Annotated in this window: 19 protein-coding genes and 4 pseudogenes; 3 read left to right on the top strand and 20 right to left on the bottom strand. The window is 70.1% G+C overall.

What is annotated here, in order from left to right:
- Positions 1-85 precede the first annotated feature (85 nt).
- The 12 genes from AC6F7H_RS00285 to AC6F7H_RS00340 all read right to left on the bottom strand — a co-directional run bounded on the left by AC6F7H_RS00285 (position 86) and on the right by AC6F7H_RS00340 (position 13854).
- On the bottom strand, positions 86-1111 hold the full coding sequence (locus AC6F7H_RS00285; RefSeq protein ID WP_500754469.1) for an HAD-IIIC family phosphatase: 1026 nt from the start codon (positions 1109-1111) through the stop codon (positions 86-88).
- The gene (locus AC6F7H_RS00290; RefSeq protein WP_500754470.1) at positions 1108-2292 is read right to left on the bottom strand and encodes an acyl-CoA dehydrogenase family protein; all 1185 of its coding nucleotides are present in this window, start codon (positions 2290-2292) and stop codon (positions 1108-1110) included. The genes AC6F7H_RS00285 and AC6F7H_RS00290 overlap by 4 nt, the downstream gene beginning before the upstream one ends.
- A gap of 22 nt (positions 2293-2314) precedes the next feature.
- Positions 2315-2569, bottom strand: coding sequence for an acyl carrier protein (locus tag AC6F7H_RS00295; RefSeq protein ID WP_364683967.1), 255 nt, complete (start codon positions 2567-2569; stop codon positions 2315-2317).
- Positions 2570-2625: 56 nt separating this feature from the next.
- Positions 2626-3477 (bottom strand): 3-hydroxyacyl-CoA dehydrogenase family protein, encoded by an 852-nt coding sequence (locus AC6F7H_RS00300; RefSeq protein ID WP_500754472.1) that lies wholly within the window; start codon positions 3475-3477, stop codon positions 2626-2628.
- A gap of 16 nt (positions 3478-3493) precedes the next feature.
- On the bottom strand, positions 3494-5980 hold the full coding sequence (locus AC6F7H_RS00305; RefSeq protein ID WP_500754473.1) for an FkbM family methyltransferase: 2487 nt from the start codon (positions 5978-5980) through the stop codon (positions 3494-3496).
- Positions 5977-6855, bottom strand: a complete 879-nt coding sequence (locus AC6F7H_RS00310) for a thioesterase II family protein (protein ID WP_500754475.1) — start codon at positions 6853-6855, stop codon at positions 5977-5979. Before AC6F7H_RS00310 ends, AC6F7H_RS00305 begins: the two co-directional genes overlap by 4 nt.
- Positions 6852-8081 carry a methionine adenosyltransferase gene (gene metK, locus AC6F7H_RS00315; protein WP_500754476.1) on the bottom strand — a complete coding sequence of 410 codons (1230 nt, stop codon included), beginning with the start codon at positions 8079-8081 and terminating at the stop codon, positions 6852-6854. The genes AC6F7H_RS00310 and metK overlap by 4 nt, the downstream gene beginning before the upstream one ends.
- Positions 8020-8967, bottom strand: a complete 948-nt coding sequence (locus AC6F7H_RS00320) for a 4'-phosphopantetheinyl transferase family protein (RefSeq protein WP_500754477.1) — start codon at positions 8965-8967, stop codon at positions 8020-8022. Before AC6F7H_RS00320 ends, metK begins: the two co-directional genes overlap by 62 nt.
- A complete protein-coding gene (locus tag AC6F7H_RS00325; RefSeq protein WP_500754478.1) occupies positions 8964-10739 on the bottom strand; it encodes an acyl-CoA dehydrogenase in 1776 nt (591 codons plus the stop codon). Before AC6F7H_RS00325 ends, AC6F7H_RS00320 begins: the two co-directional genes overlap by 4 nt.
- Before the next feature lie 161 nt (positions 10740-10900).
- Entirely contained in the window at positions 10901-11674 is a 774-nt protein-coding gene (locus AC6F7H_RS00330) for a thioesterase II family protein (protein WP_500754479.1), read from the bottom strand.
- A 166-nt stretch (positions 11675-11840) separates the two neighbouring features.
- Positions 11841-12998, bottom strand: a complete 1158-nt coding sequence (locus tag AC6F7H_RS00335; RefSeq protein WP_500754480.1) for a cytochrome P450 family protein — start codon at positions 12996-12998, stop codon at positions 11841-11843.
- Positions 12999-13152: 154 nt separating this feature from the next.
- Positions 13153-13854 carry a ScbR family autoregulator-binding transcription factor gene (locus AC6F7H_RS00340; protein ID WP_500761597.1) on the bottom strand — a complete coding sequence of 234 codons (702 nt, stop codon included), beginning with the start codon at positions 13852-13854 and terminating at the stop codon, positions 13153-13155.
- Between the two features lie 291 nt (positions 13855-14145).
- Between AC6F7H_RS00340 and AC6F7H_RS00345 the strand changes: the two genes are divergently transcribed.
- Together AC6F7H_RS00345 and AC6F7H_RS00350 are read left to right on the top strand one after the other, a co-directional pair.
- The gene (locus AC6F7H_RS00345; RefSeq protein WP_500754481.1) at positions 14146-16068 is read left to right on the top strand and encodes an acyl-CoA dehydrogenase family protein; all 1923 of its coding nucleotides are present in this window, start codon (positions 14146-14148) and stop codon (positions 16066-16068) included.
- A gap of 110 nt (positions 16069-16178) precedes the next feature.
- On the top strand, positions 16179-16418 hold the full coding sequence (locus AC6F7H_RS00350; protein ID WP_500754483.1) for a hypothetical protein: 240 nt from the start codon (positions 16179-16181) through the stop codon (positions 16416-16418).
- 92 nt (positions 16419-16510) lie between these two features.
- Here the strand turns inward: AC6F7H_RS00350 and AC6F7H_RS00355 are convergent.
- The 7 genes and pseudogenes from AC6F7H_RS00355 to AC6F7H_RS00385 all read right to left on the bottom strand — a co-directional run bounded on the left by AC6F7H_RS00355 (position 16511) and on the right by AC6F7H_RS00385 (position 24314).
- Positions 16511-17609, bottom strand: a pseudogene (locus AC6F7H_RS00355) (integrase core domain-containing protein).
- 379 nt (positions 17610-17988) lie between these two features.
- Positions 17989-19380 (bottom strand): CoA transferase, encoded by a 1392-nt coding sequence (locus AC6F7H_RS00360; protein WP_500754484.1) that lies wholly within the window; start codon positions 19378-19380, stop codon positions 17989-17991.
- Positions 19381-19436: 56 nt separating this feature from the next.
- On the bottom strand, positions 19437-20951 hold the full coding sequence (locus AC6F7H_RS00365; protein WP_500754485.1) for a S8 family peptidase: 1515 nt from the start codon (positions 20949-20951) through the stop codon (positions 19437-19439).
- Positions 20952-21053: 102 nt separating this feature from the next.
- Positions 21054-21950, bottom strand: a pseudogene (locus AC6F7H_RS00370) (S8 family peptidase); the annotation flags it as partial.
- Between the two features lie 26 nt (positions 21951-21976).
- Entirely contained in the window at positions 21977-22351 is a 375-nt protein-coding gene (locus tag AC6F7H_RS00375; protein WP_500754486.1) for an integrase core domain-containing protein, read from the bottom strand.
- Positions 22278-23736 (bottom strand): annotated as a pseudogene (locus AC6F7H_RS00380) (IS4 family transposase); the annotation flags it as partial. The pseudogene AC6F7H_RS00380 and the gene AC6F7H_RS00375, both read right to left, overlap by 74 nt.
- Before the next feature lie 206 nt (positions 23737-23942).
- Positions 23943-24314, bottom strand: a complete 372-nt coding sequence (locus tag AC6F7H_RS00385; RefSeq protein WP_500754487.1) for a hypothetical protein — start codon at positions 24312-24314, stop codon at positions 23943-23945.
- A gap of 177 nt (positions 24315-24491) precedes the next feature.
- Here AC6F7H_RS00385 and AC6F7H_RS00390 point away from each other — a divergent pair.
- Positions 24492-24935: pseudogene (locus AC6F7H_RS00390) on the top strand (helicase associated domain-containing protein); the annotation flags it as partial.
- A gap of 347 nt (positions 24936-25282) precedes the next feature.
- On the opposite strand, the gene AC6F7H_RS00395 reads toward AC6F7H_RS00390, so the two are convergent.
- Positions 25283-25843 (bottom strand): hypothetical protein, encoded by a 561-nt coding sequence (locus tag AC6F7H_RS00395; RefSeq protein WP_500754488.1) that lies wholly within the window; start codon positions 25841-25843, stop codon positions 25283-25285.
- Between the last annotated feature and the right edge of the window lie 770 nt (positions 25844-26613).

The following is a 26613-nucleotide window of genomic DNA, read 5'->3' on the forward strand; positions in this document are numbered from 1 at the left end:
TGCCGGAGACCGGCAGGGGCTGACAGACTCGGCCAGTATTGCGAAGCGTCCTAAAACCCGGCTCGAACTCGTGTCCAGCCCCAGGTCAGCTCTCGACCAGGACCTCCATGTACGGCGGGAACTCGGGAACGCGGGCGAGGTCGTGCTCGAGCACGGAGATCTCGCCGTTCGTGGTGATCTCCCGGAACCCGGCGAACTTGTAGGTGACGTACATGCTCCGGTTGCGGTTCGTCGGTACGAACTCCGCGCGCAGCCGTACCCCGGCCGCGGCCGCTTCCCGGATGAGATGGGCGAGCAGCACCGATCCGACGCCACGGGACATCACCCGGCAGGACATCAGCAGGAGCTTGACGGTCCACGCGTCCTCGCCGCGCTCGACGAGCGCCAGCCCGATCTTGCCGTACGTTCCGTACCTGTCCTCCAGGCCGGCGACCAGCAGATCGTGGCCGGGCGACTGGCGGAACGCGTCCAGCTCCTCGTACGAGTAGGTGTAGCCGGTCGCGTTGAGCTGGTTGGTGCGGACGGTCAGTTCCTCGGCGCGCTGCAGGTCGCGTTCCTGGGCCGGGGCGATGGTGAAGCGCATGTTCAGGGAGGCGAGGAACTCCTCGGCCGTGCCGTCGTGGCCGGCCTCGGCCTGGTTGCGCTCGGCGTCGGCCCGGTACAGGTGACGGCGCTCCCGGGAGTCCGCGGTGACGAACCTCGGGTGCATCTCGGGCAGGCTGGGGATGCGTTCGGCGTCGAGGGCGTCGATGCACAGCACCTGCGGGTGCGTGAAGCGGACCTCGTCGCGCTCGAAGGGCTGGTCGTCGACGAAGGCCAGCGTGTCGATGCCGATGTTGATCGCCTCGGCGACCGCCTTCACGGAGTCCGACTTGTTGCCCCAGTTGATCTGCGGGTACAGGAAGTACTCGGCGATGCCCAGCTCCTCCAGCTTGGCCATGGCCGCGTCGTGGTCGTTGCGACTCGCGACGGAGTGGAGGATGCCCCGCTCGTCGAGGGTCTTGAGGACGTCCACGACACCGGGTCGCAGCTTCACGTCCCCGTCCTCGAGGAGCACCCCGTCCCAGACGGTGTTGTCGAGGTCCCACACCACACATTTGACGGTCGTCATCGTCCCTCACTCCTGGGGGTCGCACCGGCCTGCCTCCTGCGGACGAGGGCGCGCTCCTGGAACGCGTACTCGGCGAGGCCGATCTGATGGATCTGAGAGCTTCCCTCGATGATCTCCATGACTCTGGAGTCGCCGAGATAGCGCTGCACCGGGTAGCCGGCGCTGCAGCCGTTGGCGCCGTGGATCTGCACGGCGTCGGCCGCGGCCCGGCTCGCGGCGGTCGAGGCGAAGTACTTCGCCATGGATGTCTGGGCCAGCGCGCCGGGATCGCCCTCGTCGCGCAGCCGGCCCGCCTCAAGGCAGAGCAGCCGCGCCGCCCGGGCGTCGGTGTACATGCCGCTGATCATCTGCCGTACGAGCTGGTGGTCCTTGATGGGCGTGCCGAAGGTCTCCCGGCTGCCCGCGTAGTCGACGCTGGCCTCCAGGCAGGCGTCGACGATGCCGACGCAGCCCCAGCCGACGGTGTAGCGGCCCAGGTCGAGCGCCGTACCGACGACGTGGGAGAGGCCGAGGCCGGGCCGGGCGAGCACCTGGCCGGCCGGGATGCGGCAGCCGTCGAAGTGGACGTCCGCCGTCATCGAGGCGCGGATGCCGATCAGGTCCTCGATCAGCTCGGTGCGCACTCCGGCGGTGGCGCGCTCCACCAGCACCGCCGTGGGTCCTTCGGGGGAACGGCCCAGGACGAGGAAGACGTCGGCGGTCTCGCCGTACGTCGTCCACGTCTTGTGGCCCTCGAGCAGCCAGGAGTCTCCGTCCGGGGTGAGCCGGGTGACGACGCCGGCGGCGTCGCTGCCGGCGCCCGGCTCGGACACGGCGAGCGCGCCAATGCTCTTGCCGCGGGCGAGACGGGGCAGCCAGGTCTCCTTGAGTTCGCGGCTTCCCCACCGTGCGACGGCGTGCGCCACCATCGTGTGAACGGTGAGCAGGCTGCGCAGCGACGAGCAGGCACGCCCCAGTTCACCGGCGAGCAGCCCGAGCGTCACCGCGTCGCATCCGCCCCCGCCGTACTGGGCCGCGACCGGCAGACCGAGCAGTCCCTCGGCCGCCAGCAGTTCGACGGTCTGGGGCGGAGTGCGCTGAGCGCGATGGTTTGCGTCGGCATGCGGAACGATGTGGCGGTCGGCGAAGGCCCGGAACTCCTTCTGGGCCTGGGCCTGCTCCGCCGTGAGCGTGCTGGTCATCGCTGTGGCGTCCCCTCGTGGGTCAGGACGCCACGGAGGCGGAGAGCTTACGGGTGACGAACGCGTCGAGAGCTCCGACGGAACGGAAGTTGTCGAGCTCCAGGTCGTCGTTGTCGATGGTGAGGCCGAACTCGTGCTCCACGAAGGAGACGAGCTGGATGGCGAACATCGAGCTGACGAAGCCGAGCTGGAAGATGTCGTCGTCGTCCTTGAGGTCCTGCACCGGGAAGAAGCGGGACAGGTACTCCCCGATCTTCGCCTTGTTGTCCATGCTCATGTCGTGTTCCGTCCTGTTCGTGTGCGGCCTGGCAGTGGGTGTGCGCCTCGGCCGGGTCAGCGGTAGTTGAAGAAGCCCTCGCCGCTCTTGCGCCCCAGCAGGCCGGCGGCGACCATCTTCTTCAGCAGCGGGGCCGGCCGGTACTTGCTGTCGTTGAAGCTCTCGTAGAGCACCTCGACGGACTTCAGGATGGTGTCGAGACCGATCAGGTCCGCCGTCTCCAGCGGCCCCATCTTGTGGTCGAAGCACGTCTTGAAGATGCGGTCGACGTCGGCGGGCGAGGCCACCCCGTCCTGCACCAGGAAGACGGCCTCGTTGATGGTGAGCATCAGGACGCGGTTGGAGACGAATCCCGGCACGTCCTCGACGACGATGCACTCCTTGCCCATCTCGGCGAGGAACCTGCGGGCGGTGTCGATGGTCTCCGGGGTGGTGTGGTGGCCGCGGATGACCTCCACCATCGGCTTCATCGGCACCGGGTTCATGAAGTGCATGCCGACGATGTTCTGCGGGCGGTTGGTGACCGAGCCGACGCGGGTGATGGAGATCGCCGAGGTGTTCACGGCGAACCGCACCTCGGGGCGGCAGATGCGGTCCAGCCGCTCGTAGACCTTCTCCTTGATGCTCCAGTCCTCGGTGACGTTCTCGACGACGAAATCGGCCTTGGCCAGCAGCTCGTAGTCGGTGGTGAACTCGATCTTCTCGATCACCGCCGCCGGGTCGACGGCCGCGGCGCGGTTGAAGAGGGCGAAGGCGCGCAGGCTGGTGCGCAGTTCGCTTCTCGCGTTGTCGAGCACCTCCTCCGAGACGTCGACCAGGATCACCTGGTGCCCGGTCTGCGCGAGGTTCTGTGCCACACCGACGCCCATGACGCCGGCGCCGACGACTCCTACCGTGGTGAATTCCATGACTCGTCCGGCTCCGTCACTGTGCGCCGCGTACGGCGAAGATGTTGTAGATGTCCGTCCCGACGTACAGCTCGTCCTGCTCGGCCGTGACGGTGAAGCCCCGGTCCTCCAGCAGCTTCGCGAGCCGTTCGACCGCGCCGTCGGCGTCGTGCGCCTCGAGGACCATTTGCTGGATCTTCGGCCAGTCCTCGTCGGCGATGCCGTCGATGACCTGCCGCTCGCTCTTCTGCACGTCGATCTTGATGAGGTCGATCCGCTCGATTCCCTGCTCGCGGATGACAGCGCTCAGCGGACGCAGCCGGGCCGTGTACTCGATGGCCTCGAAGCGGACGTCCATCAGCTCCTCGGCGTAGGCGGCGAGCCGGCGGGCCTCCGCGTCCGTGTTCCGCTGGTTGGCGATGATCGTGCGCAGATTGTGCTTCTCCTCCTCCTCGTCCGGGTGGAACGAGGACATCCCGGAACTACGGGGGTAGAAGGTGAAGCTCGCTTCGGTCTCGGCGTCGGAGATGCCGATGTTGAACAGCTTCGCGTCCACACCGTGCTCCGCGACGTTCCTGCTCAGCAGTTCGAACAGCGGCGGGGCCGGCTCGAAGGTGAAGACCCGCACGTTCTGCGCCTCGTAGTGCGCGAACAGGGTGAACAGGCCGATGTTGCCGCCGACGTCCACGACGGTGTCGCCGCTGCGCAGCGAGATGCCGTTCTTGGCGTAGACGCGGTGGTCGAAGATGTCCTCGTAGAAGTGACGGGTCTCCGACTCGTTCTGGTGGTGGACCGTCAGGCCGTTGGGCAGCCGGAAGCGGGCCTGGCAGCTGCCGGTGTGCGAGGAGCCCGCCTTCTCCCCCGCCGTCTCCGGGTCGCCGCCGCCGCGCAGTACGTCGATGGCCGCGGCCATACGCGTGAGGGTGGCGAACTCGTACACCTGGCGCAGCGTCAGCTCGACGTCGAAGGCCCGGCTGATGCGCAGCATCAGCCGCGTGGCGAGCAGGGAGTTGCCGCCCAGTTCGAAGAAGCTGACATCGCGCGGGAGGTCGTCATTCTTCAGGATCCTGGCCCACACGGCCAGCAGCGCGGTCTCCGTCTCGGTCGCCTCCGGTGCGCCGTCCGCGTCCGTTGCGTCCGTCTGTGCCACGGGGGTCTGCTCGGTGGTGGCCAGGTCGCCGCAGGGCAGGTCGTGCCAGGCAGCGTCGGCGTCCGCGAGCCACAGCCGGCCCAGGGCCTTCAGAGCGACGGCCGTGTCGGCGTGCGGCTCCAGGGAGTGGCGCATGGAAGCGACGATGGCGCCGGTGTCGCCGCCTCGGACCACGGTCGCCAGGCTGCTCAGCGTCTGGCCCGGTCCGGACTCCAGCAGCAGGCGCTCCTGGCCGAGGTGGCGCAGGCCGTCGGCGAAGCGGACCGGGCTGAGCAGGTGGCGGGCCCAGTACGCCGGGTCGGTGGCCTGCTCGTCGGTGATGGGCCGGCCGGTGACGTTCGAGATGTAGGGGATGCGGGGCGGGTTGAGCGTCAGACCACGGGCGATGTCGGTGACCCGGTCGGCGATCGGCTCCATCATCGACGAGTGGAACGCGTGCGTGGTCGTCACCCTGCGGGTGATCACGCCGCGGCCGGCGAGCGTCCGCTCCAGCTCGAGGATGTCGGCCACCGGGCCGCCCACCACGCAGAACTCGGGGCCGTTGACGGCGGACAGCGAGATGTTCCCACCTGTCAGCGGCCGCACCTGCCCCTCCGGCAGCATCACGGCGAGCATCGTGCCCTCGGGCAGCTCGTCGATGAGCGCGGCCCGACGGGCCACCAGGACCAGCGCGTCCTCCAGCGAGAGGACGCCGGCGAGGGTGGCCGCGACGTACTCGCCGAGGCTGTAGCCGATCATCGCGGTCGGCCTGACCCCCCACGACTCCCACAGGGCGGCCAGGGCGTACTCGATCACGAAGAGCGCGGGCTGGGCCACGCGCGTGGTGTTGAGGCGCCGCTCCTCGGTGCTCTGCTCACGCGTGTCGCGGCCCAGCATGCGGCGCAGGTCCATGGCGAGGTCGTTGCCCGTCGCGGTCGGCTCGGGACGTCCGGCGGCGGTGAAGATCACGTCGCGGATGTCCAGGCCGAGCTCCGCGGTGAGCGCCTCGGCGCAGCGGTCGACGGTGGTCTTGAACACGGGGAAGTCGCGGTACAGGTCGCGCCCCATGTCGAGGTAGTGGTCGCCCAGGCCGGGGAACATGAAGGCCACCGCTGCGCCGCTGTCCGCGGTCTGGGCCGACCCCAGTTCCACCGCGCCGTCGGGGCCCGAGAGGACCGCCGCGCGGTGCCCCCCGGTCCGGCCGCCGACGCGTACCACGCCGACCGGTTCGGCTGACGCGACGGCGCCGCCTGCCCGGGTGCGCAGCGCGGCGAGGCCGGCGTCCAGCAATGCACCGTTCGCGGCTTCGGCAAGCGCCAGATGCCACCGGTGCTGCGCGGCGGCCGGTGTGGCCGCCGCGCGCTCTTCTTCGGCTGTGATCGTGTAGGGGCTCATGCCTCTCCTTGGAGATGACGGCCGGCCGGAAGGTGTGAGCGCGCCCACTGCCGCCCCGTTCCCTCCGAGGTGTCCGCTGTCATCCCGACCTTGGCGGCACCGACTTGAGCGAGACCGGAGCAGCAGTCGGGCGCACGGTCGGCCGCGGTGCGGCAGGCCCGGCCGAGCAGGACGGGAAGATCCGGGCCGCCCGCGAAGTAGTGGTCACCCGGCACGGTGTGCAGCGTGACGGGGCCGGCGGTCCACTCCCGCCAGCCCGCCATGTCGCCGGGACGGCCCAGGCGATCGCGATCACCGGAGACCGCCAGCAGCGGCACGTCCGGCAGCCCGCCCGGGGCCGGTTCCCGGGCGGCGACGCGCAGCCGGTGCCCTAGGGCCAGGTCGTCGCGCAGCACCGGCAGGACGGTGCGGTACCAGAACCCGCCGGGTGCCGCCCTGTCCGGTACGGCGCCCATCTCGGTCAGTAGGCCGACCAGTTCGTCCGTCGGTGCCGCCCAGGCGTCGGACAACGGCGAGGGCACGGTGGGCGGAGGGCAGGCCCCGACTGCGAGCAGCGCCGGCCCGGGCAGGCCGGCGTCGTGCAGCGCGCGCGTCACCGTGCAGGCGACCATCGCGCCCAGGCTGTGTCCGTACAGCGCGAACGGCTGCGAACGCGGTGCCGCGGCGAAGTGGCCCATCAGATCGGCGAGGAGAGCCTCGCGCCCGGTGACGGCCGGCTCGCCGACGCGGCTGCCCCGGCCGGGCAGCGGCAGCGGTACGACCTCGACGCCCGGGCCGACCCGGCCGGCCCAGCCGTCGAACGAGGAGGTGCCCGCGCCGGCATGGGCGAAGCAGTACAGGCGCACCGGCCGGGTGCCGCACTGTCCTTCCGTCATGTGCCGAGGCCTGCCGCCTTGCGCAGCGCGTCCACGCGGTCGGTGCGCTCCCAGGTGAAGTCGGGCAGCTCCCGGCCGAAGTGGCCGTAGGCGGCGGTCTGGGCGTAGATCGGGCGGAGCAGGTCCAGGTCGCGGATGATGGCGGCCGGGCGGAGGTCGAACACCTCGTCGATCGCCCGCTCGATCAGCTCGGTGTCGACCTTGGCGGTGCCGAAGGTCTCCACGAACAGACCGACCGGCTCGGCCTTGCCGATGGCGTACGCCACCTGCACCTCGCAGCGGGCGGCCAGGCCGGCCGCGACCACGTTCTTGGCGACCCAGCGCATCGCGTACGCCGCCGAGCGGTCCACCTTGGAGGGGTCCTTGCCGGAGAAGGCGCCGCCGCCGTGTCGGGCCATACCGCCGTAGGTGTCGATGATGATCTTGCGGCCGGTCAGGCCGGCGTCGCCCATCGGTCCGCCGATCTCGAAGCGGCCGGTGGGGTTGACCAGCAGACGGTACTTCTCCGTGTCGATCTTGATGCCCTCGTCCAGCAGCGCCTTCAGCTCCGGCTCCACGACGAACTCGCGGATGTCCGGGGCGAGCAGCGAGTCCAGGTCGATGTCGGAGGCGTGCTGGGAGGAGACCACGACGGTGTCGAGGCGGGCCGCCTTGTCGCCGTCGTACTCGATGGTGACCTGGGTCTTGCCGTCCGGGCGCAGGTAGGGGATCGTGCCGTTCTTGCGCACGTCGGACAGGCGCTTGGACAGGCGGTGGGCGAGGAAGATCGGCAGCGGCATCAGCGTCGGCGTCTCGTCCGTCGCGTAGCCGAACATCAGGCCCTGGTCCCCGGCGCCCTGCCGGTCCAGTTCGTCCGCTTCCTCCCCTGCCGAGGCGCCTGCCACTCGGGACTCGTACGCGGTGTCGACACCCTGCGCGATGTCCGGGGACTGGGCGCCGATGGACACCGACACGCCGCAGGAGGCGCCGTCGAAGCCCTTCTTCGAGGAGTCGTAGCCGATCTGAAGGATCTTCTCCCGCACCAGCTGCGGGATCGGCGCGTAGGCCGTGGTCGTGACCTCTCCGGCCACGTGCACCAGGCCGGTGGTGATCAGGGTCTCGACGGCGACGCGCGAGGTCGGGTCCTCGCGGAGCAGTGCGTCAAGGATGGTGTCGCTGATCTGGTCAGCGATCTTGTCGGGGTGACCCTCGGTCACGGACTCCGAGGTGAACAGACGACGGGACATGGGTCTCCAGATGATCGGGAAGGGAGTGGTGACGGGACAGGCGGTCGGCGAGGGTGCTCAGGACGGTCTCGTCGAGCGGTGCGGTGACCGTCGGACCTGGCACGGTGACCACCCCGGTGTCCTGGCAGGCCACGCTGACCAGATAACGGCCGCCGAGGACGCGGTACGTGGCGAAGGTCCATGTGTCGCTCTCCACCGGCGTGCCGTCGGGCGCGCACAGCAGCGCGCAGCCACCGCCGTCAGCGCTGCCGCGGCACCTCTCGCACGCGGTGAAGCCGAACTCGGTGAAACCGAGGGGCAGTCCCTGGCCGAGGGCCTTGGAGTACGCTTCCTTCAGCGTCCACAAGCGCAGGCGCGCCCGGTGCTGCTCCGTCCCGGGCAGCCGGCCGAGTTCGGCACGCTCGGCGGCGGTGCACACATGGCCGAGGAACCCCTCGGCGGGGGGCCGCCTGTGGGCCGGCTCGGCGTCGACGCCGATCCTGCCGGTGCGGCTGATGCTCACGGCGATCAGATCCTCGGAGTGGGTCAAGCTCATGTCGAGTTGCCCGAAGCCGCGCAGGTACGGGCGGCCGCCGGGCGTGTAGGCGAGGTCGAGCTCGACGGGTTCGGTGCCGAGAGCGGCAGCCGCCGTGTACTTGACGGCAAGCCGGGAGGCGGCGAACCGGTAGCGGACGGCCGGGTCGGGGGTACGCCGGTAGCGCTGCCAGTCCGGGCCGAGCATCTCGCGCAGGCCGCCCCCGGTCAGCGTGGCGTTGAGCCACTCCCCCCAGGTGGTGAGGACCGTGGCGTTGCCGGTCAGCCGCATGCTCTCGCGCACTTCGTGCCAGGGGCCGCGGCTGCCCCTGGCCTTGAACGGCGGGGCGATGTGCGCTGCGTGCGCCGTCACGGTGCGAGCTCCGTGGCGTCCAGGTCATAGCTGAGGTGCTCGTGGCAGCGGCGCACGAGTTCGCGGTGCACCAGTTCTTCCACCCCGTCCGGCAGGGGCGGAACGGGCGCGCCGAGGCGCTGGGCGATCCGGGACAGGGCGAGCACCGGCCAGGCGGGGGCGGCGAGAAAGGGATCGGCGCCGTCCTGGCTCTCCCACACACCGAGGACCGCCGCGGCGGCGAGCACGAGGGCGTAGCGGTCGACGAGCGCGCACACGGCGGCCACGGGCAGCGGTCCGGTCCCGGGGGCGGGCAGCGTACGGCACCGGGCTCGTAGCGCGTGCAGCTCGGCGACGAGGATCTGTGCGAGTTCGGCGAGAACGGCCGTGTGGCCGCCGACGCCGCGGACCTCGGCGAACCGCGCCGCCGATCCGGACAGGGAGGCGGCCAGGAAGTCCCCGCGACCCGCCTCGGCGAGGGAAGCGAAGTCGAGGACGGGCAGGTCGGCTCTGTGCCGGAACAGCGTCAGCGGCGGCTCCGGCTCGGCGAACCAGGAGTGCTCGGCGAGCGGCCGAAGATGGGGGGCGATCACCGCCTGGCCGTCGGCGGCGCCGGTGCGTGCGGGTCCGGAGGCGGCGAGCGGCAGGGCCCGCATCAGTCTGCTGAGGGCCCCGTAGTGGGCACTGCCGTGGTCGTGGCGGCGCGCGCCGAGCACGCAGGCGAGTGCCTCGAGGTTCTCCCGGAGCAGCGCGGGGACCAGGTAGTGCGCGGCGGCGGCCGGCACCTGGGCCTGGGCGGGCAGCAGGCTCAGCGCACGCAGGGCGACGTAGGCGAAGCTGTCGCAGGCCAGCATGTCGGCGAAGACACCGGCCAGTCGCCGGTGCCGGCGGGCGGGCGGCGCCCCGCCACCGGCTGCACGCACGGCGGAGCGCAGTGCGGTGTCCGCGGCGGCGACCAGCAGTGCGGGCACGAGAGCGTGGCCGACCTGCTGCGCACGCAGGGCCAGCGGCACACCCTCGCCCATGCGTCCGAGGACCGCGTCGTGCGGTACGGCGTGATCGTGCAGTTCGATCTCAGCTCGAGGCAGGCGGAGCCGTCCGGGGGCCGCGGTCCTGCCCGTCTCCCGCACCGCGAGTGCGGGGAGACGATCGCCGTCCAGGAGCACGGCAGTGTGGCTGTGCGGGGAGTGGGCCGGACCGGTGCGGGCCTGCACGACGTACAGGCGGGCACCGATCGCGTCCGGGGCGGCTTCGGCCCGGCCGCCCAGCAGCAGGCCGCCGTCCGCCGCGGGGCGAGCGGTGATGCCGTACGGCGTGCTGCCGGCGTGCTGCCCGCGCTCGTGCGGCACCAGCCCGACCCGGCCGCCGCCCAGCAGCAACGCGGCGGTCTGCGCACGCCGGTGAGTGTTGTCGGCGGCCCACACCGGCCCCGCGGCCAGCACCGGGGCGGTGCCCACCGCGGTTCCGAGTGCCACGTCGCGGCGGAAGACCGGCCGCAGCACCCTGGCGAGCAGGTCGGCCCTGGTCAGTCGCCCGCCGTCCGCGACGGGCACGCATTCGGCGCTCAGTCCGAACCGCTCGAGCAGCAGCTCCGTCTGCTCGGGCTGCCGTCCCCGGGCGTCGGCGTCGAACAGGGCCGTCAGACCGTGCGGGTTGTCGGGGGCGTAGGGGTCGCCGAGGAGCACTTCGAGCCGCGCGGCACGCCGGTCGGCGTCGGCGGCGGACGGGGCGGCCGGACGGGCGGGATCGCCGGCGACGGCCAGGTCCCCTGCGGTGGCGGCTGCGGCGGCCATGGTGACGCGGATCAGCCCCCTTCGGATCGTGCAGACCTACGGCGACGAGCCGCGTGCCGGTCTGCCGGACGCGCGCCTCAGCTGTTGACGACTGTGCCGACGAGGACTCGACGGCCGCTCGAACTCCGATCGGCCGGGACTCGACGGACTCTGAGCGTTCCTCAGGGACACGGGCGCAGCGCCGGGTCCCCCAGGTGGCCGGTGACCGTGTCCAGGACTGCTTCCCGGTGGTCGGCGAGGAAGAAGTGCCCTCCGGGATGGACTTCGACGGTGAAGAGTCCCGTGGTGTGGTGTGCCCAGGAGCGCACCTCGGCGACGGTGACCCGCGGGTCGTCGGCACCGGCGAAGGCCGTGACCGGGCAGGCGAGCGGGGGCTGCGGCCGGTACTCGTACTGCTCGACGGCGCGGTAGTCGTTGCGCAGCGCCGGCAGCAGCATCCGCCGTATGTCGGGGTCGTCGAGGAGTTCGGATCCGGCGCCGCCCATGGACTGCACCCGGGCGACGAATTCGGCGTCGGAGGTCCGGTGCCACATCTCGCCGCGCCGCTCCACCGAGGGGGCGCGGCTGCCGGAGGCGAACAGTTCGACGGGACCGCGGCCCGCGTCCTCCATCCGGCGTGCGACCTCGAAACCGACGATGGCACCCATGCTGTGGCCGAACAACGCGTACGGACGTTCGGTGCACGGCATGAGGGCGTCGGCGATCCGGTCGGCAAGGGTGCCGATGTCCGGCACGAGCGGGTGGTTGTGCCGCTCGTGCCGGCCCGGGTACTGCACGCACAGGACCTCGACGCGGGGCGCGAGAGCCTGAGCCACGGGGACGTAGAAGCTGGCTGCCCCGCCCGCGTGCGGCAGGCAGACCAGACGGACGGAGGCGTCCGGGGACGGGCGATAGACGGTGAGGTAGGGGTTGCGCGTACCGGGGCTTGCCGCCATGTCTTTCTCCCCCATTGCTGGATCGGGTCAAGCCCGTATCCAGTCATGCGGCGGTCTCGTGGCTCCGGAACGTCCGTGGAGGGCGGCTCGAACGGCGGGTGGCCTCCCTCCCCGCCTTAGAATAAACCGGACTGTCGGTTCATTTTTGTGGTTCGCTCCCCGCTGGTCACCCCAGCAGCACGGGCAGCGAGCCGTATCCGTTGACGATGAAGGACGGCACGGGATCGATCTCGTCCGCCGGGACGGCGAGCCTCATCTGCGGGAACCGCTCGAAGAGCCCGGCCAGAGCGCTGACGGTTTCCAGCCTGGCCAGCGGAGCCCCCATGCAGAAGTGAACGCCGTGCCCGAAGCCGATGTGGTCACGGCGCCCGGGCCGCATCAGGTCGAAGCGGGGGGCGTCCGGCCCGTGCTGTCCGGGATCGATGCCCGCGGCGGCGAAGGAGACGATGATCGGGTCCCCCTTGCCGATCAGCACTCCGTCCAGGTCGATGTCGTCCACCGCGAAGCGCATGGGCGAGTAGGCGGCGGGGTTACGGCTGCGCAGGGTCTCGGCGATGACGTCGCCCCAGTCGGCGTGCCCGGCCCGCACGTGGTCCAGCTGCGCGGGGTCGGCGAGCAGCGCGCCCGTGGCGTTGCCGATCAGCGTGCAGGTCGTCTCCTGACCGGCCGCGATCATCAGGTAGAGGGTGCCGAGCAGTTCCTCTTCGCTCAGCGCCCGGCCCTCGTCGCGGGCAGCGATCAGGGCGGACGTCAGGTCGTCACCGGGGTGGTCCTGCTTGTGCCGGACCAGCTCGCCCAGCATCCCGAAGACCTCCAGCTGCGCCGCGGCCATCTCCGCCGCGGTCGCCGACGTGCTGAACACCATCTCCAGCCCGGTGCACAGCGGCTGTCTGAGGTCCTCCGCCACGCCGAAGAGCTCACATATGACCCGCAGGGGCAGCAGCTTGGCGTACTGGGCGCGCAGGTCGACACGCTGTCCGGCCGGCAGCAGCGCCAGGTCGTCGAGGAGCTCGGCAGTGATCGTCTCGACGCGGGGCCGCAGGGCCTCCGTGCGCCGCACCGTGAACGCGCCGGCGATCAGCCGGCGCAGCCGGGTGTGCTTCTCGCCGTAGGCGAAGAGCATGTTCTCGTTGGCCACCCATGGATACAGCGGCCATTCGTCGGAGATGCGCCCCTCGACGAACGCCGGCCAGTGCTGCCGGGCGTCCTTGGACACCCTCGGATCCGTGAGCAGCTGCTTGATGTACCGCTGCCGGGTGATCGCCCAGGCACGCACGCCCCCGGGCAGTTCGACCTCGACGGCGGGGCCGGTGCGCTGCAGCATCGCGGTCTCACTTGGCAGGTCGCGCCCGAGAACGTCGAGCGCGTATGGGCAGGCAGTCGCTTCCATCCGTGTTTCCCCTCGTCACTGGCTGCTTCGTGCCCCTCGGGCACCGGTCACACAGCAGGAACGCGTCGTACCCGGCCCCCCGGACGCATCACCGCATGGCGTCCTGAGCGACCTCCGGTTCCGCGTCGGCCTGACGGAGTTTCATGGCCTCCTGGTAGACCCACGGGCCCCGGCCGGAGCCGAAGTCCAGGCGAGAGAGCACCGCGGGCGCCGCGGCGGCCGCCATCAGGTTCCGGTAGAGGTCGGTGACCCTCTCCGGCATGTCCTCGCGGTCGGTCATGATGTTGGACAGCACCTGAACCCCGGTGAACGCTCCGACCGCGAGCTGCGCGAGGCTCAGCGTGTCGACGTGCGGCAACAGCTCGCCGTTCGTCTTCGCCTCGTTCAGCAAGGCATGGGTGTGCTCGACCCACGCCCGCATCGGAATCCGCGCGTCGAGCCCTCCCTGGGCCGCCCCTTGGTCGACGGTCAGTCGCACGCTGCCGCGGACGATGGGGTCGCCGGTCTCCCGCCTGAGCAGATAGGCCAGCAGCAGGGCCTCGTCCAAAGACTCCTGCAGCTTGAGCTCCTGCTTCGGGACTGCTGGGAGAGCATCGACCTGCACGGCCAGCACCCCCTGGGCCAGTTCCTCCTTGGAACCGAAGTGGAAGTACAGAGCACCCCTCGTCAGCCCGGACCGTTTCAGGATCTCGGTGATGGTCGCGGCCTCGTATCCGACCTCGTCGAACACTTCGGCCGCGGCCACGAGGATTGCCCTGCGTGTCCGGATCGCCCGTTCCTGCAGCGCCACCGTTCTACCTCCTGTCAGAAAATACCAGTCGGTATTGTTCCGCATGCAGACTGACCTCACCACTCCCGCCCACGTGGACGGGAAGAGCCTGGTGAACCGCGAAGAATCCTGTGTCTGCACGGCCGGTGGCGCAAGCGAGCCCTCACTTTAAAACCGATCAATCGGTTTTTCAAGACTTCCCCAAATGCGCTCGGAGCGCAAAGATGGGCCGCGCCAATGGACCGATCAGTAGGGAAGCCGGGACTCCCCCGGCTTCCCTCAGTCGCGCACCACGCCTTTACGGGGGATTTCATGACAACTGCACTTCTTCCCGGCCACCTTCCCTCCGGGACCGTCGTGTTCCCGCTCGCCGAGGACTCCTGCCGGAGCGAGCGGACCGCCCAGTCACCGCTGCAGCCGCACAGAGCCCTCAGCGGGGAACTCGCCCGGCTCCTCTTCGACGGGGAGAGCCGGGCGTCCGTGCACGCCACCTGGCGCGGCCTGCTCACCGACGAAAGATTTCATCACCGGCCGGGCCTGACGCCCGAGCAGCGGGTCGCGCTCTCGTACGACCGTCTCCGCCAGGTCAACGAGGTGATCGACTCCCCCGAGCGGCTGGCCGGCGACCCGGAGCGGCTCGCCGCGCTGCACGAGTGGACCGGCGTCGTCGACGGGGGTCTGTGCACGCTGGCGAGCATCCACTACAACCTGTTCCTCGGCAGCCTGCTCGACCACGACAGCGCCGGCCGGGACCTGTCCGAGTTCACCTCCATGCGCCGCACGGGCACATTCCTGTGCACGGAACTGGATCACGGCAACGACGCACCGGCCCTGCAGACCACAGCCGAACTCGACCGGGAGAAAGGCGAGTTCGTTCTGAACACGCCCACGGCCGGAGCCCAGAAGTTCATGCCGAACACCAGCCTCACCGGCGGCCCCAAGACCGCCGTCGTGGCCGCGCGGCTGCTGATCGACGGCGAGGACCAGGGTGTCTACCTCTTCCTCACGCCGCTGAGCGACGACAAAGGTCACCTGCCCGGAGTACGCGTGCGACGGCTGCCCGACCGGACCGGCACCCCGGTCGACCACTGCCTCACGGCGTTCGACCATGTCCGGCTCCCCCGCGAGGCCCTGCTGCAGGCCGACCACGGCCGCCTCGACGCCGACGACACCTTCACCAGCACCCTGGGCAGCCCACGCAAACGGTTCCTGCAGTCCATCGACCGCGTCACCACCGGCAAGCTCTGCATGAGCGCCGGAACCCTCGGCATGGCGCGCGCTTCTCTGGTCATCGCGGTGCGACACGCCCACTCACGTCAGATCAGCGGGCCCAGACGTGGGCTGCGCGTGCCGCTGATGGCGCACCGCAGCCATCACGGCAGGCTCCTGCACGCCCTGGCACTGGCCTACGCCATGAGCTTCCTGCACCGGTCCGTGCTGACCCGCTGGGTCGGACACGCCCCTGAGGACCGCGAAGACGCCGCGCGCTTGGTGGCCGTCGCCAAGGGCTGGATCACCTGGCAGGCCCGCGCCATCACCACCGAGTCCCGTGAGCGGTGCGGTGCTCAGGGTTTCTTCCCCGTCAACGGCATATCCGACCTGCCGCTGAATGTGGAGGGCGGCATCACGGCCGAGGGCGACAACCTGGTGATCTGGCTGAAGGCGGCCTCCGAGATGCTCTTCGACCGCCAGGACGACGACCGGCCCGCGGCCGAGGGTGCGCTGAGCAACAGGCCGTTGACCGACCTGGGATTCCTGCGCGGGCTGCTGGCCGAGGTCGTTGCCGGCTGGCAGAGCCGGGCACGCGACGCCCTGCGTCAGGGGCCCAAGGGCGACCCGCTCGGCCGCTGGAACGAGGCGTCGGCTCCCGCGCTGGAGATGATCTCGGCGTACGCCTGCCTGCAGGCGGCCGACGCCTTCACGGCCGCCGCGGCCCGGGCAGAGGACCCCGAAGCCCGCCGGGTACTCGAGGAGTTGTGCCGCCTCTTCCTGCTCCAGCAGCTCAGTGCGCACAGTGGACTCCTGCTCGCCGACCACCACATGACGGCCGAACATGTCCGCTCGCTCTGGTCCACGGTCAACGGCCTTGTCGCCCGTCTGGCCCCGCACACCATGGCACTTGCCGATGCGTTCGATCTGCCGGCGGAGTTCCTTGCCACTGTTCCGATCGCCGACGGGGGGCGGATCAGCCACGAACACTGTGAACAGCCCGGCGGAGGAGCAGGTTGCCCCTGAGAGCCATCCACGCCGAAGGGCAGTGAAGCCACTGGAGCCACGGTCCGTGTCCGGCACACCGCCCAGGCACGGACCCCCAGTCAGCGACTGACGTTCCTCATGGCCGGACTTTGGCGTACGTCATGATCGTGACGCCACTGTCGAAGACCCGGCCCGAGACGACCTGGCAGCACTGTGGCGAGGAGCCGGAATCGAACAGCGGGATGCCCGAACCGATTCACGACCGGGTTGAGTCCGACGATGAACTCGTCGATCTCGTCCCGCAGCGCCGCGGCGACCTTCCCATCGCCGCACAGCCCGATGCCGAAGAAGCGTTTCCTCAATCACCCCTGTACCTTCCTGCATCATGAGCTCCTCCCCACCGGAAGGACAGACTCGGTCTCGTGCGACGAGTATCCGTTTGCTGCGACGTTGCCCTTGCCGAAATCCTCGTCCGGGCAGGTCAGGCGGCATGCTCGTATTCGTGGAGAAGGCCGCCGAGGCGATCGCGTCGTCGTACCTCGAGGCAGGCGATCTGGTCCGGATCGGTAATCGGCGGGGGCAACGGGTTCAACGGGCGGACGTTCGCGATGCCCTGATGGGGCCGGTGCACATGGTAGAAACGCTCGAATTCCCGCAGGGCATGGAGCAAATGCCGCTGATCCCAGATCAAGGTCCGGTCCAGCAGCTCGCGCCTACAGGTCTGCACCCAGCGTTCCATGACCGCATTCATCCGCGGCACCCGGACACCGCCGGGCACGACCTCGATCCCCGCATCGGCGAGGACCGCGTCGAACAGGGCGGGGAACTTCCCGTCCCGGTCCCGGATCAGGAACCGCGCCCGGCAGTTGACATCCTCCAGGTCCATGACGAGATTCTTCGTGGCCTGCGCCACCCACGAGGCCGTCGGGTGCGCGGTCGCGCCCAGGATCCGGATCCGCCGGCTGGCGTGCTCGATCACGGCGAACACGTACAGTCGTGCCCCGGTCAGGGTGACCGTCTCGAGGAAGTCGCAGGCCAGCAGCGCGTCGGCCTGGGAGCGCAGGAAGTCGGCCCACGTGCTGGAGGTCCGCTCGGGCGCCGGGTCGAGCCCGGCCCTCCCGCAGGATCCCCCAGACCGTGGAGGCGGCGACCTTCACGCCCAGCACCAGCAGCTCGCCGTGGAGGCGCCGGTAGCCCCACGTGGGATTTTCCCGTGCCAGGCGCAGCACCAAGGCGTGGACGGAGCGCACGGTGCGGGGCCGGCCCGGGCGCTTGGGCTTGGACTGGTCGGCGTGGCGGCGGGCGACCAGGTCGCGGTGCCAACGGAGCACCGTGTCCGGCCGCACCAGCAGCCGCAGCCTGCGCAGCACGTCCCGCGGCAGCCGGTACAGCAGCGCCGCCAGGAAAGCCCGGTCACTCGGGCTGAAGCGCACCTTCTCCTTACCGAGTTGGCGCTCCAGTACCGACAGTTGGTGGCGCAGGGCGAGGATCTCCATGTCCTTGTCCCGATCGCTCATCGACAGCAGGCGCAGCATGGCGAACGCGTTCGCCCTGCCCAAGTAGGCCAGTCGCAGCAGCACGGTTGGTCATCATGCCGCGTTGATCGACAGCCGCGCGACGGCGCGGACTCGACCGACCGCACTCGACATCCCGTCCACCCCGCACACCAGCTCCGACCAGGGCGGATCAGGTTATCGGCAAGCGCAGGGTCGCGGGCCCGCCGCAGCCGGATCCGGGCGCACAGGGCGAGCAGCGCGACGCCGGCCTGCTGGGCCGCTACGCGCGCGTGGCGGCCGTTCTGCTCGCCGCCGTGACCGCCACGGGCGTGTGCAAGCTTCACCAGCTGCCCCGGAACGGGGCAACCGTGCGTGATCAAGTGGGGGGAGCGGCATTCCGCGCCCGCCGGCTTCGCGTGCCGCCGTTCGCCCGGATGCGACGGGAGGATCCGGTCCGTCTCGCTTAGGCCCAGCGGGCGGTGTCCGTCCCCCAGGGAGTGGGAGGCTTGCTCCAGTCGGCCGGGCCGCCGGTGAAGGTGATGGGCGAGTGGGCGTACCGGAGTCGACCGATCCGGCTGTCCGTCTCGCCGAGCCAGGGGCCGGGCCCCTCGTACGGGTCACCCGCCACGGACGCCGCCGCAGCGCCCGGCACGCTCTCCTGCCGGGCGGTCCCGTCCGTCAGCCACGCCGCCGTCCGTGCCAGCACCAGCCGTACCACCCGGCTGCCGCCCTCGTGGGACTGCTCGGTCAGCGCCCGTAGCACCGCTGCTGCCAGCAGATAGCCCGTGCCGTGGTCCAGGGCCTGCGCGGGCAGGGCGCCGGGCTTTTCGGGTGATCCCTCGATCGCGGCGATGCCGGTGGCGACCTGTACGAGGCTGTCGAAGCCCCGGCGTCCGTTCCACGGCCCGTACCCGCCCCACGCCGACAGCTGTGCCACGACCAGCCCGGGCCGCCGCTCGGCCAGTGCCTCGGGGGAGAGGCCGAACCAGTCCAGGGCGCCCGGCCGGTAGCCGGTGACCACGACGTCCGCATCGGCGAGCAGTTCCTCGAAGGCCGCCCGGTCGAACGCGAGGTCCAGCCTCGCCGACCGCTTCCCGAAGCCGGTGTCCGCGTGCAGGCCGGCCTCTTCGGGCCGGTCCGGCCGGTCCAGGCGCAGCACGTCCGCGCCCAGCAGGGCGAGCGTGCGGGTGGCGACGGGGCCGGCGAGTACCCGGGTCAGGTCGAGCACGCGCAGCCCGGCGGCGGGCAACAGGGGAGAACTCTCGATGGGCGCGAACACGCGCGTGTGTGCTTCATCCAGCCGCTCCCGCTCGACCAGCGGCCGGGCGGCGAGCGCGGTGCTCTGCTTGTGCGCGGCCCACTCCTCGGGCGTGCGCAGCGCGACGGCGAGGCCGCCAGCCGCGTACACGGCCTCCTCGGCCTCCTGGGCGGACCGTTCGGCGAGCGCGGACCCGACGTGGTCCACGTCGTCCGGCACTCCCAGCGCGGAGAGCAACCGCTCCCGGTGGTGGGGGTAGTTGGCGTGCGTGCGCACCCAGCCGTCCGAGGTCCGCCAGAACCGGGACAGCGGCGCGAAGGAGACCGGCGCCCGCCCGTCCACCAGCAGGTGCCGCTCACTGAGGAACGCCGTGGCCACGGCCGCGTCGTCCACCCGCACCGCCGGCACCTCGGCGAGTCCTGCCCGCCGCGCCCCCAGTTCGGCGGCGGCGAGCGCACAGGTACCCACACACGCGCGTGCGAGCTCCCGTACGGGAAGGCGCGCTGTAAGCGCGCCTTCCCGCTCCACGGTGGTGATCCGCCCGAGAAGGGCGGGATCGCCACCCACTACGGACCAGGCGAAGGAGAGTTGAGTCATGACTGCACTATGCGGTACCGACTCAACTCCGCCGTGCTTGCTTGGTCACAGCGTTTTTACTTGGTCACAGCGTTGAGGGCGTTGACGACGCCCGCGCCGTAGAAGGAGTTGTTGCCCTCGCCGCCCTTGCACACGGAGCTGTTGATGGAGTAGGGAACCGTGCACTCCTGCTTGTCGGCACCCTGGGCCAGCATCGCCTTCACCTGGTTCGGCTTGGCGTTCGGGTGGGTCGACTTGATGAGCGCGGCGACACCCGCGACGTGCGGCGAGGCCATCGACGTGCCGGCCATGTAGCCCCACTGGCCGCCCGGCAGCGTGCCGAGGATCCGGCCGTCGACGGCGGGCGCGTCCGGCGCCTGGTAGCGGGTCGAGTCGCCGCCCGGCGCGGCGACGTCGATGATGCTCTGGCCGTAGTTGGAGAACGACGACTTGATGCCCTTGGCGCCGATGGAGGAGACCACGACGGTGCCCGGCAGCTGCGCCGGCATGTCGAGGCACTTCTTCGGGTCGATGGTGCGCGTCACCTCGGTCGAGTCGTTCGGGCTGCCGGTGTCGAGGATCGAGTCGCCGGCGAGGTCCCAGTTGTCGTTGCCGGCGGCCGCGACGTTGACCGTGCCCTTGCTCTCCGCGTACTTCGTGGCACGCGAGACGGCCTCCACCAGAGCCTTCTGGTCGATGTCGTCCTTGCAGTTGAACTGCCACGGGTCGGTGTAGTAGCTGTTGTTGGTGATGTCCACACCGTGCTCGGCGGCCCAGACGAAGCCGCACACCACGGCCTCGGTGTAGAACCAGCCCTCCGGCGTCGAGACCTTGATGCCGGACACCTTCACACCCGGGGCGACACCGATCATGCCGGTGCCGTTCTTCGCGGCGGCGATCTCACCGGCGACGTGCGTGCCGTGCGCGCTCTCGCCCTTGTTCGGCCGCCAGGCGCCGTCCGCCGTGTTCGGCTTGCCCGCCACGCAGTTGACCGACGCGGCCCGGTTGAAGTTGGGGGCCAGGTTCGGGTGGGTGTCGTCCACACCGGTGTCGATCACGCCGACCGTGACGTTGGGGCTGCCCAGCGTGATCTCGTGGGCCTTGTCGGCCTTGATCATCGGCATGTCCCACTGCAGGTACTCCAGCGGCTCCTGGCCGGCGGGGGCCGCCGCGGCCGCGGCCTGCACCTCAGCGTCGGTGAGCACCTCCGGCGCCCACATCTCGGTGGTCGACTGCGGGGAGAGCGGAGCGGTCCGGGTGGCGCCGGCCGACTCGACCCCCTGGTCCTTGCGTATCTCCTTGGCGAAGTCGGCGCTCGACGAGTGGACGACGATGACACCGATCTGGTCGTACGCGATGACGACCGAGCCGCCGGCCTTGGCGATCGCCTTCTGCACGGACGCGGAGCTGTGCCCGGGACGGACGTTGACGACGTAGCTCAGAGCCTCTCCGGTGGCAGAGACGCTCTGAGCGGCGGACGCCTGCGGACCGGCCTCGGTGGCGGACGCGACGTTCGGCAGGAAGGCAAGAGCGGAGGCGACGGCCATTCCGAGCGGAATGGTGACGGTACGCCGCTTGAGGCGTGCACTCATGAGAACTCCAGTGTGTTGAGCCATTGCGTGATGGCATGCGCGAGGGCATGCGCGAGGGCATGCGGGCGTGGGGGAGTCTGTGGAAGTGGCGGGCAGAGCCCGTTACTTGACCGCGCGGAGCGCGTTGACGATGCCGGAGCCGTAGAAACCGTTGTGGTTCTTGTTGCCCTTGCAGAACGACTCGACGATCCCATTGCCGTCGGGGTCGTAGGGCTCGACGGGGCATCCCGGGTTGTCGGCCTGGGCCTTGAGAAGGGCCAGCAGCTGGGCGGGCTTCGCCTGCGGATGCGTCGACTTCAGCAGTGCGGCGACACCGGCGACGTGCGGGGCGGCCATCGAGGTCCCCTGCAGGTACGCGTACTCGCCGTTCGGCATCGTGGACAGGATACGGCCGTTACCCGACGGGGTGTCGGGGATCTGGAACTTGTCGCCGCCCGGCGCGGCGACGTCGATGACGCCGTGGCCGTAGTTGGAGTAGTACGACTTCAGGTTCTGCACGCCGGTGGCGCCGACCGTCACCACACCCGGCAACTGGGCCGGAGCGTCAAGACACTTCTTCGGGTCGATCGTGCGGTCCACCGAGGTCGTGTCGTTCGGGCTGGAGTCGTCGAGGATCGACTTGGCAGCCAGATCGTGGTTGGAGTTGCCCGCCGAGGCCACGTTCAGGGTCCCCCTGCCCTGGGCGTACAGCTGAGCCCGGTTGACGGCCTCGAGAATGGCCTTCTGGTCCGCCTCGCCAGGGCAGTTGTACTTCCACGGGTCCACGTAATAGCTGTTGTTGGTTATCTGGACGTCGTGGTCGGCGGCGAACACGAAGGCGCAGACGACGCTCTCGGCGTAGAACCACTGGTCCTCGTCCGGCTGTGCGACCGTGATGCCCGAGACCCGCACACCGGGCGCCACGCCCGCGACCCCGGTGCCGTTGCGGGCCGCGGCTATCTCGCCCGCCACATGCGTGCCGTGGTAGTGGTCCGCGTCAACCGGCCGCCAGGAGCTGTCAAGCCTCGGGTTTGGTGGATGGTGGGTTAGCTGGTTTTCAGGGTGAGTTCTGGTGTGGGTGATGCAGTGTGGAGGGCCTCGTACTCGGCAGGCGGGAGGTGCCCGAGCTCTCCGTGGAGGCGTCGCCGGTTGAACCAGTCGATGTACTCCGCCACGGCGATCTCGATGTCGTTGATGCCGGTCCACGGGCCCTTATTGCGGATCAGCTCGGCCTTGAACAGGCTGTTGAAGGCCTCCGCGAGGGCGTTGTCGTACGAGTCGCCGCGTGAGCCGACCGATGCCACGGCGGCCTCATCGGCGAGGCGTTCGGTGTAGCGCAGGGCGCGGTATTGCACGCCGCGATTCGCATGCGCGCCAGGTGCGGAACGGGTCAGTACGCAGGAGTTGCAGCGTGCGGTCACGACGCCCGTCGGCGCCCAGTCCGGCGGCCGAGTGCACGGTGATGTCGACGCTGTTGATCCTGGAGGCGCCCAGGACCTGCGCCTGGTCAGGCGGGGCGGCGTAGCGGGAGATCGGGCACTTGACGCGGCGGGGGTTGATACGCGCCCGGCGGGGCGGGAGCAGATTGTGCAGCACTGCCGATGCGATCCGGCCCGGTCCGGTCTCGGGTACTACATCGGCGGCGGCGATGACCTGGTCCTTCGCGGTCTCCAGGGCGACGGTGAAGGAAGCACGGTCCGGGTCGGCGCCGGGGACTGTTTCGACGGCCTCGACCATCGCCCGACGCAGTGCCTGGTAGACGGTCAGGTGAGCCCATAGCTCCTGCTGGATACCGGCCGCGTCCTGGGAGCGCAGTACCAGGCCGCACTGCAAGGTGTGACGGAGAGAATAGAACGCTGATTCGATCTCCCATCGTTCGTGGTAGAGCTCCACGAGCTCGGCGGCGGGGTAGCGCCGGTGATCGGTCAGTGTGGTGGCCAGTCGGTAATGGCCTTCCAGCCGCAGCCCCTTAGCGGTAGTCACCGCGATGCGCGCGTCGATGATCCTCAGCCGGGTCCCGTTGATCCTGGTCAGGAACGACCCGTCCGGCAGTAGTGTCCAGCGGGCAGGTGTCCGGTTCCCTTGAGCCGCACCAGTAGCTGCGCGCCGGTGGCCGCGGCCTTCGCGAGGAAGTCGTCGGAGTCGAAGCCCGGTCGTTGAGCAGCAACATCCCGTCGTCCAGCAGCGGCAGCAGTTGCTCGGCGTAGCCGGTTTCCTTCTCCGGGGTCGGCCCGAAGACCGCGCCGAGCAGGGCCCGGGTCCCGGTCTCGCACAGCACCATGATCTTCAGCATCGGATATCCGTCCGTGCCGTAGCGGTGCTTGTGTTTGCCCAGCCACGCAAAGACTCGCGGCCGGTCAGGGGCCTTGGTCGAGCTGCACCCGTCGAAGGCGACTGTGCGCCAGCATCGGTAGCGCACCCCGGGCGTGTTCGGCTGTGCCACGGGGCCGGCCAGCGTTTCGAACAGCAACCGAAGCGGCGCGACCCCCAGCCGCCGACGGACCTCTCGCAGCGCCTTCTCCGAGGGGTTCTGGGAAAGAAGCCCGCGCAGCCCGGCGGTGAGCTTGTCCCACACGCGCACGTACCCCAGCGTCGGGAAGAGGACCAGTGCCAGCACGAAGTACACGCCCACCCTCGACGGCAGCAGCCGCAGCCTCCGCTGGGCACCGCCGACGCGTTCCAGCACGTCATCGATGAGCTCGAAGGGCAGCTGCCGGGTCAACTCGCCGAGATGCCCCGGAGCGAAGATGCCATCGGCGACGGTAATGGACGACGTGAGCGTGACGGTGGAACACTGAGCGGGCAACGGGGCTCCTTCGAGTGGGAAGACCTTGGTCGGCTTCCCTGCTCTACCAGGAGTCCCGTTGCCCTGACCTGCGCTTCCTCGAAATACCCCGATCCGGTTGACAGTCGCGGATCGGCCCTAACTCCGTAGTCTTGGAGTACTTCTTGGGTGCAGCCATGATCGGCATCCTTCCGGGTCTTCGATGTCTCCATCAAACCCGGGGCGATTCAGATCAGGCCTCCCGGCTGCGGGTAGGGGACGTAGTCCTCGGTGTCGCCCATCTCGTACAGATCCTGAAGGATCTCGTCCTCCCTGGACGCGGACGCCCACAACGCCTCGCCCCCGGGCCGGGGAACGGACACGCTCAGGAAGTCGTCGATGACCAGTACCGGGTACGCCTCCGCCAGGGAGCGGAAGTCCGAGGGCAGCGCCGTCCCGAGGTCCGCCTCAAGGGCGGCCCAGTCCATGCCGTGCCCCCTAGGCACACGCCACCGTGTCATCGACGGCAGCGCCGCCTCCAGCTCTTCGACCCTCAGCATGTCGTCCGCCAATCCGTGCTGTTCTTTGTCACGGACCAGCTTGACCGCGTCCGCAACCACGACACCGTGGCGGCCACCTTCACCCCCGGCACGAGCAGCTCGCCGTGCACCCTCCAGTGGCCCCAGCTGGGATTCTCACGCGCCGGACACGGCACCAGAGCGCGGATGGAGCGTACGGGTGCGTGGCCGGCCCGGGCTCTTCGGCCGGGACATGGCGGCGTGGCGGCGCGCGACCAGGTCGTCGACGCCGACGGCCACCTGCCCGACATCGCACCCAGCGTGCTCTTCGACGGCGACGACCTCGGACGGTGGCTCCAGCGGCAGAAGCAGCCGGGCACCTGGAAACTGCTGTCGACCGAGCAGCAGGAACGACTGTCGAAACTGGGCGTCAAGCCCGCCCCGACGCCGACTGGCGCCCCGGCAGCAACGCGTGCGACGGAAGGCTCCAGCAAAGCCCAGGCGGCGTTCCTGCGCGGCCTGGCAGCCCTTACGCAGTGGGTGGAACGGGAGGGCCAGCGGCCGGTACCGCGCGGCCACAGCGAACAGATCACCGTCGACGGCGAGACCGAGCCGGTGACCGTGAAGCTGGGCGTATGGGTCTTCAACACCAAATCGAGGCGAGACAAACTCACCCAGGAGCAGCGCACCGCACTCGCCGAACTCGACATCGAATGGGCGTAGCCGTCGCTGGCTGGGGTGATGTGAGCTTCGGTGCGGGTCTGCTGCGTAGGTTTTCGTTGCTCTGGCACAGGAGTACGACGACAACGACAACGTCACCAAGTCGACGGCACCCAATGGTGCCGTCTCCACCGCGGTGTACGACGACGCGGATCAGGCGCCGGCTGAACCAGCGGCCGGGATGCACTTCCGGGTGGGGCTGAGCCGGCAGGGCGTCGTTGTCCGGATTGACGCTGGGGTGCCCGGGTGGGTGCGTGAAAGCGGGTGTTCGGGGTGGGATGCTGCAGGCAGAACCCCGGCCCGATTCCAGCGGGCCGGGGTCTTTGCGTGGTGCCGGGGTGGCGGTTCGGTCAGTATCCGCCGTGTCCGCCGAATCCGCCGTGTCCGCCGAAGCGGTGGACGACTCGGAAGCTGCCCACCACTCCGTCCTTGACGCGGACCCCCTTGGTGTGGTGCACCTTGATGCCGTTCGCTTCGCTGTGGGGGCCGACCGTCGCGACGGGGGCGCCGTTGTCGCAGGTCACCCCGCGGAAGAACTCGACGGTCCTCTTGCTGTCGTTGCGGATGTTGAAGCTCTTGGAGCCCAGGCCGCTCGCGACGGTGATGCAGCCGTCCGGGCGGGCGGAGAACGAACGCTCGTTGATGTGGATCCGGCCTTCGAATTCCTTCTCTTCGAAGCCCCGGCCCTCGAAGCCCCTTCCTTCGTGGTCCTTGCCCTCGAAGCCTCGGCCTTCGTTTTCCTGGCCGGACTCGCCGCCCATCGGGGCCGCGGCCGGGGCGGCCGCCTGCTGGACCGCGGGGGCGGCCTGGGCCGGCTCGTAGGCGGACGCCGAGGCATAGGTGATACCGGTGGCGGCCAGGGCCGCGGCGGCCGCGACGGCCGCGGTAACAACGTTGGGACGGGTCTTCATCACGCGCTTCTCCTGTCTCGGGAAATCGGCTGGCCAGCCGACTTGTGATGAACGTACTGACCGATTCCCATACCTGTCATATCGAGACATAAGGGGAAGTCAGCGGATTGACTCCAATCGGGTCACAGGGGGCGCCCGCATGCTGTGTCATGGCGCACTGACGTGTAATCAGCTCACTTTTCCTGTAGTGGACTTGATGCCCCGATAGGCTGTCCGGGGGACTTTTCCGGCGCCTGCTCACCCGCGGCCGCGGCGTGTCGTTCGTTGACACACCGGGTGAAACCGGTCTTCCCGTGATGCCGGGCGGGGTGCCCGGGCGCGCGGGCGGGCCCCTGACGCGGTGCCGTCTGCAGGATGAGGTTCCCGCAGAACGTCCCGGTGAAGACGAAGACCTGACGCCGACTCCAGGTCCTCGTCACCGGGCACCCGCGGCCGGCCGGCGGGCCCACCCGAGCGCCCTGAACACGTGCCCGCCACCCGCAACGGGCCCCGTTCATGGTGCGGTGGGCGGCTCGCCCGGCGAACCGGAACCCGGGTCACCGGGTCCCGCGCGCCACCGCGCGAGCAGGCCAGGGACATGATGCCCCGCGCCACGAGCCGATCGCGGGCACCCGGGGCCGGCGTGTCCGGTGCCCGGCCCCTTCGCCGGCCTCTGCGCCGGCCGTCGAAGGGGGCGGTGTGGACATGCCGCCGTCCACATCGTCGACGGCGGACGGCATGCTGCCGTGGATCTGGGTGGGCGGCTACACAAGCCGCCCACCGGCTTCCCC

The organism is Streptomyces sp. MMS24-W38 (genome assembly GCF_059889265.1).

Bases quoted from the DNA above. Each gene is read 5' to 3' on its own strand.
- AC6F7H_RS00335 (WP_500754480.1), bottom strand. From the start codon at position 12,998: ATGCTGCAGCGCACCGGCCCCGCCGTCGAGGTCGAACTGCCCGGGGGC.
- AC6F7H_RS00325 (WP_500754478.1), bottom strand. From the start codon at position 10,739: ATGGCCGCCGCAGCCGCCACCGCAGGGGACCTGGCCGTCGCCGGCGAT.
- AC6F7H_RS00345 (WP_500754481.1), top strand. From the start codon at position 14,146: ATGACAACTGCACTTCTTCCCGGCCACCTTCCCTCCGGGACCGTCGTG.
- AC6F7H_RS00360 (WP_500754484.1), bottom strand. From the start codon at position 19,380: ATGACTCAACTCTCCTTCGCCTGGTCCGTAGTGGGTGGCGATCCCGCC.
- AC6F7H_RS00395 (WP_500754488.1), bottom strand. From the start codon at position 25,843: ATGAAGACCCGTCCCAACGTTGTTACCGCGGCCGTCGCGGCCGCCGCG.
- AC6F7H_RS00330 (WP_500754479.1), bottom strand. From the start codon at position 11,674: ATGGCGGCAAGCCCCGGTACGCGCAACCCCTACCTCACCGTCTATCGC.
- AC6F7H_RS00305 (WP_500754473.1), bottom strand. From the start codon at position 5,980: ATGAGCCCCTACACGATCACAGCCGAAGAAGAGCGCGCGGCGGCCACA.
- AC6F7H_RS00300 (WP_500754472.1), bottom strand. From the start codon at position 3,477: ATGGAATTCACCACGGTAGGAGTCGTCGGCGCCGGCGTCATGGGCGTC.
- AC6F7H_RS00365 (WP_500754485.1), bottom strand. From the start codon at position 20,951: ATGAGTGCACGCCTCAAGCGGCGTACCGTCACCATTCCGCTCGGAATG.
- AC6F7H_RS00310 (WP_500754475.1), bottom strand. From the start codon at position 6,855: ATGACGGAAGGACAGTGCGGCACCCGGCCGGTGCGCCTGTACTGCTTC.
- AC6F7H_RS00285 (WP_500754469.1), bottom strand. From the start codon at position 1,111: ATGACGACCGTCAAATGTGTGGTGTGGGACCTCGACAACACCGTCTGG.
- metK (WP_500754476.1), bottom strand. From the start codon at position 8,081: ATGTCCCGTCGTCTGTTCACCTCGGAGTCCGTGACCGAGGGTCACCCC.
- AC6F7H_RS00290 (WP_500754470.1), bottom strand. From the start codon at position 2,292: ATGACCAGCACGCTCACGGCGGAGCAGGCCCAGGCCCAGAAGGAGTTC.
- AC6F7H_RS00295 (WP_364683967.1), bottom strand. From the start codon at position 2,569: ATGAGCATGGACAACAAGGCGAAGATCGGGGAGTACCTGTCCCGCTTC.